This window comes from Massiliimicrobium timonense (genome assembly GCF_002160865.1).
Classification (GTDB): Bacteria; Bacillota_I; Bacilli_A; order Erysipelotrichales; family Coprobacillaceae; genus Allocoprobacillus.
Window position 1 is genome coordinate 1 of sequence record NZ_NFLJ01000014.1, and the last position, 12,057, is coordinate 12,057.

13 protein-coding genes are annotated in these 12,057 nt (G+C 33.1%); all 13 read right to left on the reverse strand.

Translation table 11 applies throughout. The features are described from left to right. Positions 1 to 53: 53 nt before the first annotated feature. Positions 54 to 311 (reverse strand): DUF4315 family protein, encoded by a 258-nt coding sequence (locus tag B5E75_RS05835; RefSeq protein ID WP_087357835.1) that lies wholly within the window; start codon positions 309 to 311, stop codon positions 54 to 56. Between the two features lie 15 nt (positions 312 to 326). Further along, complete coding sequence (locus tag B5E75_RS05840) at positions 327 to 2,051, reverse strand: C40 family peptidase (RefSeq protein ID WP_087357836.1); 1,725 nt, start codon at positions 2,049 to 2,051, stop codon at positions 327 to 329. A 3-nt stretch (positions 2,052 to 2,054) separates the two neighbouring features. Then, positions 2,055 to 4,475, reverse strand: a complete 2,421-nt coding sequence (locus tag B5E75_RS05845) for a VirB4-like conjugal transfer ATPase, CD1110 family (protein WP_206413964.1) — start codon at positions 4,473 to 4,475, stop codon at positions 2,055 to 2,057. Further along, positions 4,444 to 4,839 carry a PrgI family protein gene (locus B5E75_RS05850; protein WP_087357837.1) on the reverse strand — a complete coding sequence of 132 codons (396 nt, stop codon included), beginning with the start codon at positions 4,837 to 4,839 and terminating at the stop codon, positions 4,444 to 4,446. The genes B5E75_RS05845 and B5E75_RS05850 overlap by 32 nt, the downstream gene beginning before the upstream one ends. Before the next feature lie 17 nt (positions 4,840 to 4,856). Continuing rightward, positions 4,857 to 5,723 (reverse strand): VirB6/TrbL-like conjugal transfer protein, CD1112 family, encoded by an 867-nt coding sequence (locus B5E75_RS05855; RefSeq protein ID WP_087357838.1) that lies wholly within the window; start codon positions 5,721 to 5,723, stop codon positions 4,857 to 4,859. An 18-nt stretch (positions 5,724 to 5,741) separates the two neighbouring features. Next, positions 5,742 to 5,957, reverse strand: a complete 216-nt coding sequence (locus B5E75_RS05860; protein WP_002588764.1) for a Maff2 family mobile element protein — start codon at positions 5,955 to 5,957, stop codon at positions 5,742 to 5,744. 169 nt (positions 5,958 to 6,126) lie between these two features. Then, a complete protein-coding gene (locus B5E75_RS05865; protein ID WP_087357839.1) occupies positions 6,127 to 7,893 on the reverse strand; it encodes a VirD4-like conjugal transfer protein, CD1115 family in 1,767 nt (588 codons plus the stop codon). Next, positions 7,890 to 8,375: a PcfB family protein gene (locus tag B5E75_RS05870; RefSeq protein ID WP_087357840.1), complete on the reverse strand. Its 486-nt coding sequence runs from the start codon at positions 8,373 to 8,375 to the stop codon at positions 7,890 to 7,892. The genes B5E75_RS05865 and B5E75_RS05870 overlap by 4 nt, the downstream gene beginning before the upstream one ends. Positions 8,376 to 8,401: 26 nt before the next feature. Next, positions 8,402 to 8,743 carry a DUF7768 domain-containing protein gene (locus B5E75_RS05875; RefSeq protein WP_087357841.1) on the reverse strand — a complete coding sequence of 114 codons (342 nt, stop codon included), beginning with the start codon at positions 8,741 to 8,743 and terminating at the stop codon, positions 8,402 to 8,404. A 14-nt stretch (positions 8,744 to 8,757) separates the two neighbouring features. Then, positions 8,758 to 9,387, reverse strand: a complete 630-nt coding sequence (locus B5E75_RS05880) for a DUF3846 domain-containing protein (protein ID WP_087357842.1) — start codon at positions 9,385 to 9,387, stop codon at positions 8,758 to 8,760. A gap of 50 nt (positions 9,388 to 9,437) precedes the next feature. Beyond that, positions 9,438 to 10,364: a ParB/RepB/Spo0J family partition protein gene (locus B5E75_RS05885; protein ID WP_087357843.1), complete on the reverse strand. Its 927-nt coding sequence runs from the start codon at positions 10,362 to 10,364 to the stop codon at positions 9,438 to 9,440. Continuing rightward, positions 10,321 to 11,148 (reverse strand): ParA family protein, encoded by an 828-nt coding sequence (locus tag B5E75_RS05890; protein WP_087357844.1) that lies wholly within the window; start codon positions 11,146 to 11,148, stop codon positions 10,321 to 10,323. Before B5E75_RS05890 ends, B5E75_RS05885 begins: the two co-directional genes overlap by 44 nt. A 20-nt stretch (positions 11,149 to 11,168) precedes the next feature. Next, on the reverse strand, positions 11,169 to 12,044 hold the full coding sequence (locus B5E75_RS05895; RefSeq protein ID WP_087357845.1) for a DUF6017 domain-containing protein: 876 nt from the start codon (positions 12,042 to 12,044) through the stop codon (positions 11,169 to 11,171). Positions 12,045 to 12,057: the final 13 nt, after the last annotated feature.

Genomic DNA, 12,057 nt, shown 5'->3' on the forward strand with positions numbered 1-12,057 from the left:
GAAAAACAAAAAAACTTGCTGACATTAAAAATGCAGCCATCACTGCAATAAGTTTATTCTTCATCTAAATTATCCTCCTCATTTGTATTATATTCATTAGGCAATTCTTCTGGCACAGATACAGACGCTTTTTGAATAAGAAGTGCTAACTGTTCTGGTGTTAGATTTGCCGCATGAACCATTTCATGAATCAAAGTATTTTCTGTTTCTTTATATTTCTTTTCTAACTCTTTTACACGAGTATCCCACTCATCTCGTTTAGCTCGTGCTTTTTTTAGATCACTGTTAATCTTATCTAGTTTATTTGCCATAAACATTCTCCTTTTTTATTTTAATCTTCCATAACAATAAAAATGTTCTTGCCAATAAGATGAATTTACATGTGCATAAGAAATTGGATTACCACAATGAATCATCATTCCTTTTCCAACATAAATTCCAACATGACTAGCTCCAGTTGTATCATAGGTTCCTTGGAAGAATATCAAATCACCTGGTTTTACTTCACTAGGTCGAATGATATCGCAAATGTTCTTCAGTCCATTTGCTCCTAACCTTCCTACATTCCAACCATTATTAGAATGGTTGATGACCCATGATACAAATCCCGAACAATCGAAACTAGTTTCTGGAGAAGAGCCACCCCATACATATGGATAGCCAAGATACTTTTCTGCTTCTTTGATCATGTTTGCAAACTTTTCATCTGTTAATGCTTCTCCGGGAATATCATAATCTAAATATTCTCCTGTAGAATTTGCATAGATATCATCTTCAAATAAATAAGAGCGATTACCTTTTGTATCTAACAACAATCGGTATCGATCCTTCTGTTCATCAGTTAATCCTAATTGATTGATAGCAGAACCTAATCCATTATTTTTAAGTTTTACATTCAAGATTTTATATTCATATTCCACTTCAACTTCGTACTCATATTCTTCCTGTCGAGTTTCACCAGTTTCAGGATCAACTACTTCTTTTGTACCAGTTCTTGTTTCTGTTTTAGTACGAGTTTCAGTTTCTTCTTCTAAGGTAAGCGAATATTGCAAATCAAATAATTCTTGCAGACTATCTTGAACCTCATCTTGCATATAATCTTCAAAGACAACCGTTAGATAAGAAGTTAATTCATAAGGATTATGGTTGATGTCATCTACATAATAACGATATTCATCATAGCCAGTATGTTCTTCTTCAATCTTCTCAATCTTTGACTGTAGCTCACTTTCTAAAGCTTTATAATCATCATTTGCTCCAATTATTGCTTCATCAGTTGCTGTAAAAGAAGCTCCTACAACCATATTTGAACCACCTTGAAACATAACTGAACAAGATGATAATGCAGTTGAAAGAATGAATAAAAGCATTACTGCTACTGCACCAATAACCAATGTATGCGAATGTCTAGTAGCAAAAGACACCATTTGTTCTGATGCCTTTTTAACTTTATCTTTTACAGTTTGAGTTGCTGTAGTTGTTGTACTTACACTTTTCCCACTTTTAGCAGCCATATATTCTTTTTTGATTTGCTGCTTCTGTCTCCATTTTGAGATAGGATTAGATACAGACTTTGGTTCAACTGATTTTTGTTTTTGATAAAGTGTATTGATATTTGCTTTATCGGCTTTGGCTTCTAATTTCTCTGCTTGTCTGCTTTTACGTAGCTTATTTCCATAAATAGCATTATTTACAGTTCTAACTGATGATTCGGCAATCTCTTCACTTCTGTGAAATGACTTTACACCAACATTATCATCTTCATTCTTTCCAACTTCTTGATGAAGTTTTGCAGAAATTGTTGAACTCGCTCCTTTGATTAGTGCTCTTTTTGTTTTTGATGGTGTTTTGATATCGTCAACAGCTATTTCAGCCTCTCCAAAACGAAGTTTCGCTTTTCGGGTTGCTGATTTTTCTTCTTCAGTAATCAGCTTACTTTTTGCTTTATCAGCTTTATTAACAGCTCTCTTTGCTCTTTTATAGGCTTTACTAACATTTTCATCTTTGAGTTCATCTTTCTTAAAGTGAAGCTTGGTTGTTTGTTTTTTCAACAGCTACTCCTCCTTTTGTTCAGATACCTCTGATAATTTTGTTGTCATAATTCTATACAACTCTAAATCAGTTGGGAAATGATCGACGAATGGCAAAATGACATTACCATAGAATAATAATCCTTCACCCTCACCAGATTGCGTTACATAAGATAGCTGATGAGTAGAGATATTCAACTGTTTCGCTAGAATCTGTCTATCCCCAGCAGCTTGATTGAGCATATAAATGAAGTCTGAGTTCTCAAAAATATTTTCAACTTCTCTACTGGATAATAGATCTTTGATATTTTGCGTGATACCAGTAGGAATACCTCCCCATTTACGGAATCTTTTCCAAATCTCAACAGAATAAGAAGCTGTCTGTTCTTCTTTTAGTAGCAAGTGAAATTCATCCATATAGTAGCGAGTTGTTTTACCAGCATTTCTATTAATTGTTACACGACCCCATACCTGATCTTGAACGACAAGCATTCCAATTTTCTTTAACTGTTTTCCTAATTCCTTGATGTCATAACAAACCAAACGATTTGTGATATCTACATTTGTTCTATGATTAAACAAGTTCAAAGAACCTTTCACATAGATTTCAAGTGCAGTTGCCACATGATGTGCTTCCTTTTCTTCCTGTTTCAACAAAGCATGATACAAATCTTCTAGTAATGGCATATTCTCAGGAATAGGATTCTTAAAATAATTTTGATAAATTTGATGAACACAACGGTCAATAACAGTCTTTTCAATTGGCTGTAATCCATCTTTTCCACCAACAACTAGCTCACAAAGCGATAAAATAAAATCAGCTTTTAATGCAATTGGATTATCTTCTTCTGAATAATTTGAATTGATATCCATTGGGTTGATGAAATGATTGCTTGATGGACTAATTTTGATAACCTGTCCTTTCAATTTCTTTACCAATGCAGTGTACTCAGATTCTGGATCACAGATAATGATATCATCATCTGTTACTAAAAAAGCATTCGTAATTTCACGTTTTGCACTAAACGACTTTCCAGAACCCGGAGTTCCTAAAATCAAACCATTAGGATTCTTTAATTTCTTTCTATCAACCATAATCAAATTATTAGAAAGAGCATTTAGTCCATAATAAAGTGCTTCCTTATCATTTTGAAACAGCTCCTGTGTTGTAAATGGAACAAAAATGGCTGTACTAGAAGTTGTCATTCCTCTTTTAATATCAATAAGATTTAATGCTAATGGTAAACTGCTCATTAAAGCATTCTCTTGTTGGTAATCTAATCGTCTTAAATTACAGTTATGCTTTTGAGCAATGGAGCTTGCTTGAAAGACACTATTTTCAAGTTCTTGCTTTGTTTTTCCTGTATTCATGATAAGCATCGTTAATAAAAACATACGCTCATTTTGACTTTGTAGTTCTTTTAATAATGCTTTTGCATCTTTGCCATAAGTTGCTAAATCTGATGGAATGATATCCATATCATATCCAGAACGAACTGCTTTTTTCTGTTCCTCAATCTTAGAACGATCAAGTTCAGTAATCGTATGCTTTACTTGTTTAATAGCAGAAGTTTGATCAACTGATTGAATATGCATCGTGATGATTTGACTTGAATCCATTTCAAGAAAGTCCTTTAACATCTGATCACTCAAATCGGAAGCACTGATCATCAAATAAGACATAGCTCCAAATGATTCACCAACTTGAAAAACACGACTTCCCGGAAAACTAAAAGAAGTAGGAGCAATAAAATCTTTAACAGATAATCCAGTTTCGCTTAACCATTTCCATTCAAAACGAAATTTATCCATCTCATACATATGAAACATAGAATGCATGAGCTGTAATCTTTCTTTTCCATTCAACACTTTAACTGCAACACCTAATCGACGAAAGTTATTCAATAGATTGATTTGGATATGCTCAAGTCTAGGTTTTGCTTCTTTCATTGATTTTGCTTCTATACCAAAAGTTAAATATTTTGTTTTGGTCAATCCGTTGTTTCCTTGTGATAGCTGAGTTTTCAACATCTGGGAATATTCATTTCTTACTGCATTGAACCCATCATTTTTCAGAGGAATACGAATTGATTTTTCAAAACTCTCAACATCAGTTGCCATATTCATAAATGACAGTTCAAAATGAATCGAACTGTCAAAGAAATTGAGAAAGCTGCACCATTCTTCAAAAATGGCTGATTGGTCTTCCTGTTGTGCTAACTGATAATTGATGTCTTGAAACTGAATGGTTTTCGTATAGTAGTTATCTTTCACCCTACAAATACCATCGGGAAACATTCTTTGAAATGGGATAGATTGTTGAGCTGTTCTAGGAACTCCATCATCATTTCTTGCATTTTCAATGATGCTTTGAATCTGATGTTGTTCCTTTTTGGTTAGATAACTTGGTACTTTAATTTTTTCTTGCTTTTTTCTTTTGAGAATTTTTAACAATTTCCATGACCTCCTTTTCTACTTTTTCCTGTTTTTCTAATAGTTCATAGTAATTATTTGTATTAAAAGGTCTTATCTTTGGACGAATAAACTTTGTTTCAATAAAATGATGAGCAATGACCTCTAGTGGCTGTCCATCTTTTTCGTACATTGCTAAAAAGAACATGGGTAGCATAACAATCATCATACATATAACTGCTACACTTATATTCCCATATTTTTTCATCAGAAAAAAAACTGGTAAACCAATCAATGCTCCTATACCAAAGCAAATCAATTGTCTTTTCGTTAGATTGAATAATATCTTTGATTTCACTCGTGTGAGATCACGAGGTACTGGTACATAAGCTGCCACAATCATTTCTCCTTTCTTTAATGGGCATTAAATACACTCTTTGCAAGATATCCTGTCTTAAACAAGGTAAAACATAATAAAACTGTATATCCCATGACTCCCCAAATAGATGCAATGATATCTTCACTGATTGAAACATTTTGTATCAATACAGCATAAATACCAACGCAAATCATGATAAGAAAGCCTTGAAAACCAAGTGCAAATAAGGATCTAAGATAATTTTGTCCAATCTGACTTTGTTCTCGGTTCACAAAAGTTGAAAATGGGATAGGTGCTAGACTTGTCATCAAATAAATCTCTATCATACGTCCATAAACGATAATAAAAATAATAATAGACAATGCTGACATCGTAAATTGAACAATAAATGATTGTAGGAACAATCCAAACAATGGACCAATATCCATTTCCATCAGTGTTTCCTGAATGGTTTCCAAAGCACTTGCATCAATAGCGGTTTCTGAGGATATAATGCCTGCACTAGAATTGATGACTTGCTGAGACACATCAAAAACTGCCATCGTAATATTGAATGTGTTTGAAATCAATACAACTGCAACAAATGTCTTGAATATCCATTTAAAAAATATCCATGTTTCAAAATTTGATAGATTATTGTGGTCAATAATCATTTGAATGAGTTCATAGCAAGCAATAAAAGTAAGTATCAATCCTGCTATGGGGATGATAACGGATTCTGAAATATTTCTTATCATCTCAAAGACACCAGGTGAAAAATCTGCTGGTGTCGTTCCAACCTGTGTTGCAATATTTCCTACTTGTTGGTTCACGGAATCAAACATGCCCGTAAGATTATCCATAATACCGCTGACAAGTAAATCCTTAATCCAGTCTGTTATCTTATCGAGTATGAAGTCCACACTTTATACCTCCTTTTCTTAACCAAAAAGTCCAGATAGTAAAGGAACCAATGTTGTCCCAATAAGAGCAACACCACCTCCAGCCATAAGCTGTTTCATACCTTGAGATTTTGCTCCTGGGTTATCGTTACCATATCCCTCTAATAAATTGATTGCTCCCCAGATACCTAAACCGGCTCCTAATGCGATAACTAATGTTTGCAATACTGTTATTGCTGAATTAAAAAATGCCATTCTTCTTTTTCCTCCTTAGCTTTTGTTTTTATATTTTTCCTTAATGCTTCCTCATTTTCTTTGACCATCTATTTTACTTTTCATTAACCACGTTAGTTTGTCATGAAATGAGATTACATTTAAGTCAAGAAAAAAAGCCTTCCGTTATTCGCTATGAATACAAAAGGCTTTAGGCAGATGCATCAGCATCTACAACTATAAACACATCATCAGCTTTCAGTTTTAGCTTTGTGCTAATAAACTTTTCAATATTAAACGTATTGCGTTTATCTGCATCTGATGTGTATTGAAAATTTGGGTGTTTCGTTAAATCATATTTATATGATAAAAAAGGACGAACACCTCTTAACTGTAAGATACACTTGTTTCCATCTAAAACAGCTAATTCATCAATTGTCATAAGGTCTTTACCTAACTTTTGATAATTTGTTCCATAAGATGGACTGTTTCCTCGTGTATCTGATGTGTTATACATATCAATCGTTTCTTTACCCAACGCTTGATTAAGTTCTTTTAAAGTAGTCGGTTCAGAACCACCCAAGAATACTCTAGAATCCATATTACCAATAATAGTGTCTGCATTATCCTTATAGATAGCTTTCAACTGACTTTGTGCTTGTAATACCAAGCAAGCTGAAATCTCACGACTTCGAATGGTTGCTACTAACTTTTCTAAATTAGGAATCTGTCCAATATTGGCAGCTTCATCAATCAAGCATCGAACATGAACAGGTAATCTTCCACCATAAACATCATCAGCCTTTTCACATAACAAGTTAAATAGCTGGGTATAAATCATGGAAATCAAGAAATTAAATGTTCCATCCGTATCTGACATGATAAGAAATAATGCTGTTTTCCTATCTCCTAAAGTATCTAGTTCCAATTCATCATAAGAAGTAATTTCTCTTAATTCATCAATATCAAAAGGTGCTAATCTTGCACCACATGAGATTAAGATGGATTTAGATGTTTTACCTGCAGCCAGTTTAAATTTCTTATACTGGCGAACAGCGAAATGATTTGGATTTTTTCTTTCCAATGCTTCAAACATAAGATCAACAGGATTTTGAAAATCTTCGTCATCTTCTCGGACTTCCATTGCGTTAATAAATTCAATCAAAGTAGAAAAGTTCTGTTCTTCAATAGGAGCTTCAAAGTGGATATACCCAATAAGAGCACAATACAAAAGTGTTTCTGCTTTTGTCCAGAATTCATCCCCCTCTTTGCCATCTCCTTTCGTATTGGCAATCAAGGTCGTCACTAGCTTAAGAATATCTTTTTCACTATGAATATAAGCAAAGGGGTTGTAATGCATTGATTTCTTAAAGTTGATGGTATTAAAAATCTTTAGTTTATAGCCATACCTTAATAGTGCATTACCACATTCAATAACAATACTTCCTTTTGGGTCTGTAACGACATAAGATGAATGCATTTGTAATAGATTAGGCTTGATCCAAAATCTTGTCTTACCTGAACCAGAACCTCCTACAATCAAAACATTCTTATTTCGAGCATTCTTTGGGTTTTTAGGACGATTACTCATCATCAAAAACTCTGTTTTCGTAAGAATGATATTATCCTCAAATTTGCTTGCTATAAATGGCTCGATATCTTTTCGTGTTCCCCAACGTGCAGAACCATACTCCACTTTATGACGAAACTTTTTCGCATTTTGCCCTTTGATATAAACAGCCATCCATAAAGTAACTCCACAGATAATTCCAACGAATAGATCAAATGGATAAAGACTAGGCAATGGATTTAGAAATGCAATACCTAATGTTTCTAAGAAAGATAATATCTTTTTTGATTGATTAAATCCTTCAGCTAATCTCCATGCTTCTCCAATATTCGTAGTAATAAGTCCAAATATAAGGTAAGGAAGATAAAGAAAAAGGAGCTTCTTAAATTTGTTTATATCTAAACTCATAAGCTTTGCTCCTTATCTTTATTTCTGACTTTTCTAGGAATTGATTTCACTTTCTCAACCATCTTTCTAAGTTCAGAAAGAGCACTCTTTCTTTCATCTTTTTCCATAACTGAAGATAGATACTCTTTAAAAGCTTTTGACATATCTTTACTGTCTTTTGATTTAAAGAATACTAGATATTTTGGTGGTTCAACTCCATCATCTTTTTTAATTTCATAATCAATATGATGTTTCCTTGCAAATCTTTCAAAACCAGAAATATCCGTTTCAGATATTTCAATGTTAGATAAATGTTTACTTTCTTTCATCAACTGCTTTACAGTTTTCTTCTGTGGATTATTCGCTTTTTCAATTCTTTTATTCATCTTCATTTGTTTTCTGTTTCTATGAATATTTTGCCATCCAACCCACATCGTTCTAGCAGAAAGTTTTGATGTTGAGATAACTAAATTAAAGGTTCTGTTTTCTACTTCTTCCTGCAATGCTATCACCTCCTAAAATAGTAAGATTATTTTTTATTCTTGCCCTCAATTGTTAAAATACCGTCTAAGGTTGTTGCGACAATATGATATCTTTTCGCTAATGCAATATCATTTTTGACTTGTTCATCTGTTGTACTTCCACATACAACAACGATGCGACATCTTCTTAGTAGTTCCATAGCCATACTCAAGCGATCGCTATGTTCCTGTGGAACTTTATCATCTAAAAAATCCGTATGCATAAGTCTTGGACAAATAGGAGAATAACCAGCTTCATATACATTTCTACAATAATTCAATGCTTGTTCTTTACCTTCAATTTCTGCATCACACCAAACAGCAGTAATATAGGCTAACGGTCTAACCATATGCTATTGCTCCTTTACAATTCACCATGCTCAGGTGTGTGTTTTGTTTTTGGGGTTATTTCCTTACTGGTACTTTTCTCTTTTACTTGTCCATCATCAAGAGGAATAACCATAATGCTTTTTCCTAATTTCATGAACATTTCGGGCTGATGAAACATCTTTTCATATTTTTCCAATTGTTCTTTAGATAGCGAACAAAAACTATCTTCTGTTAATCCAACAACAAGAAATGGACCAACGTAGATATCATATACTTCTCCATCATTTGTTCTCATTGCTCGATTCGGTTCTAAACCAATAAGTTTTCCTTCTTCATTTAGAATGATTCCAACTTCTTCATCAAATGGATACGTTACCTCAATCATTCCTCCAACTGCATCTTTGAGTGCTTCATATTCATCTTCAAGTTCAATAATTTTTGGATATTTCCAAGGCTCTACTAACAACACACTCATCTTTTCAAGATTTAAGCTTCTTTCTGCTTCAATAAACATATCTGCACCAACAAAATCTTCACTGTCTAAAACATATTCACCATTTTTCCATCCTGTTTCTACAATCTCTTGAGCTTCTTCTCTTGTGTCAGCTCTTACGGTTATAGTTCGTTCTAAAGTTTCTTTTATCTTTACATCATATTCTTTCAAGTTAGTTCTCCTCCTTTTTCGTACATAAAAAAATTACTAGATAATCTTGGCTAACGTTCCATGTTTTTTTGTCTTTTTTTATGCCAATTTTCTAGTAATTTGATAATCGTATCTTGCATCTGTTTAGGTGTATAAGATCTAGGAAAATATTTTCTTAATACTTCATTATTTATTGTTACCTTATCAAGCTCTTCTTTCTTAGTTTCATTCATCACAGCACACATTGCTTCTAACGTACACTTTTTTTCTTGACTTAGTTTTTTTATTCTTTGAGCTTGTGATAACGAAGGTGTATTTTGAGAATAATCCATTGCTTCTAAAAAATTTTCTTGTTCTTCTTGCGTTAAATAAGATAATTCTACTGCTGGATTAAAAGCAATCTGTTTGTTATCAACCATATCTAATAACTTTGAATTTAATTCAGTTAAACGCATATATCGTTGAACTGTACGAGCACTATCGCCAGTACCTACTGCTAGTTTTTGGTCTGCTCGCAACTTCGTGCCAACTTGGCACGAAGTTAAATCTGTTCGTTCACCTTGTCTTTTAATTGCATCATATTTCATTTTATAAGCAAATGCTCTTTCACTTGGTAAAATCGTTTCTCTTTGAAGATTCGAATCGACCATCAAGATAATGGCTGCATCATCTTCCATATCACGAACAATAACAGGCATTTTTTCTTTACCAGCAATCATAGAAGCATGATGTCTACGGTGCCCTGCTATAAGTTCATATCCGCCCTCCTTACGAGGTCTAGCAATAGCTGGCGATAAAACTCCATATTCTGAAATGCTTTCTACTGTCTTTTGCATCGCCTCATCATCAATCACTTTAAAAGGGTGATTCTTAAAAGGATATAATTCCGACAAAGGAATATCTTGCACCTTCTCCTGTTTAGCTTCAATTCGACTTTCTTCAGTTGAAAAAATATCATCGTAACTGCTCAAGCTGACGTTTATGCTTTTTTTCGGCATTCTCTAACACCTCCTTTGCAAGTATTCTATAAGCATTTGCTACTTTACCATTTGGATCATGTGAAAAAATACTTTTTCCTACAGCACTCATTTCCTCAGCACGTACTGAACGAGGAATATCCGTTTTGTATACTTTCAACTTACTTCCATAAGCCTCTCGAATAAGATTACTTATATCTTTTGCATAATTGGTTCTAGGATCTACCATAGTTAAAAGTATTCCCTCAATCTTTAATTTTGGATTTATTTGTCTACGCACTTTATTGATTGTTTGTAATAACTGCTCCAAACCTTTTGCAGATAAATATTGAGCTTGCACTGGTATCAAAACATTATCAGCAGAAGCTAATGCATTGATAGTTAACATTCCTAAGCTTGGCATACAGTCTAATAATACATAATCATATTCTTTCTTAAAACTGTCTAAAACTTGCTTTAAAATAGTTTCTCTACTCATTGCATTTACCAGAGATACTTCCAATCCAGAAAGTTCAATATTTGCTGGAATAAAATCAATGCCTTCATCATGATGAATAATTCCTTCGTGATATTTCAATTTTTCCTCTTGCATAACTTTTTCCATCAAGTCAGAGATAGATGGTTTAATATCATCAGGTCTTGGATAACCTAAACTAATAGTTAAACTAGCTTGGGGATCAGTATCAACTAGCAAAACCTTTTTGCCAGCTTTGGCTAGTCCAACTCCCAAGTTCTCACAAGTAGTTGTTTTACCTGTTCCACCTTTTTGATTTACAACTGCAATTACAGTTGGTTTCGTAGCCATTCTTTCACTTCCTCTCTTTTTTAATAATTTCCTTTCAAATCATGGTTTACCAAAGTCGTATAATAGCTATCAATTGTTTGAGTAGCATTGTATAAACTCGTTAACAGATATTGTTTGATGTTTCTAATTTTAGTCGTATTTTCTAATAGACAATCAAGAACAAATTGAATATGTTCATATTCCAACTTCATAAATTTTCTTTTAACAACCTCTAATGATTTTTCTTCACCAGCAATACGAATTGTTTCTTTGTTAGAACTTAAAGTATCAGCGACCAACATAATGATTTCATCCACCATCTTTTTGTAATCATGATACACTTGAACCAAAGAAGCGTAATCTACTTGAGCTTTTACAAAATCAATATAATCAAATTCTGAATCATTTCTTTCGAGTTCGATTCTGTCATATTCCGAAGGAATGAAAGAATGATTAATATCATTTATATCAGTATCACTTAAATAAGTATTAATTCCGTTTGATTTTGAAACTTCTTGAAGTTCATTTATCAAACCTCCAGAAGTTTGATTTTCATACTTCTTGAAGTTTGATTTTTCTAAAAAGTTTTTAACAAAAATAATATTTGGTTTTCCTAATCCTTGTCTCTTTCTTTCAATCAAACTGATAGTTTCAAGTTCCTTTAAAAGACCAACGCTTTTAGCCTTTGCACATCCAAGTGCCTCCATGATTTCCTCTATTGTAAAGATGATAAAAACTCTACCTTGTTCATCAAACCACTCATTTTTAGCTGATAAACTCATACGATCTAAAAACAGTCCATATAATAGTTTTGCTTCAATTGATAACTTCTTAAATTTGGGATCAATAAATAAAACTTTTGGTATCCTATAAAAAGTAAATTGCTCTGACTGATGTCCATAAAAATAATCAAACACGCATAATCACACC

Coding starts and splice junctions, on each gene's coding strand:
- B5E75_RS05835 (WP_087357835.1), bottom strand. CDS start 311: ATGGCAAATAAACTAGATAAGATTAACAGTGATCTAAAAAAAGCACGA.
- B5E75_RS05860 (WP_002588764.1), bottom strand. CDS start 5,957: ATGGCATTTTTTAATTCAGCAATAACAGTATTGCAAACATTAGTTATC.
- B5E75_RS05865 (WP_087357839.1), bottom strand. CDS start 7,893: ATGAGTTTAGATATAAACAAATTTAAGAAGCTCCTTTTTCTTTATCTT.
- B5E75_RS05875 (WP_087357841.1), bottom strand. CDS start 8,743: ATGGTTAGACCGTTAGCCTATATTACTGCTGTTTGGTGTGATGCAGAA.
- B5E75_RS05885 (WP_087357843.1), bottom strand. CDS start 10,364: ATGCCGAAAAAAAGCATAAACGTCAGCTTGAGCAGTTACGATGATATT.
- B5E75_RS05890 (WP_087357844.1), bottom strand. CDS start 11,148: ATGGCTACGAAACCAACTGTAATTGCAGTTGTAAATCAAAAAGGTGGA.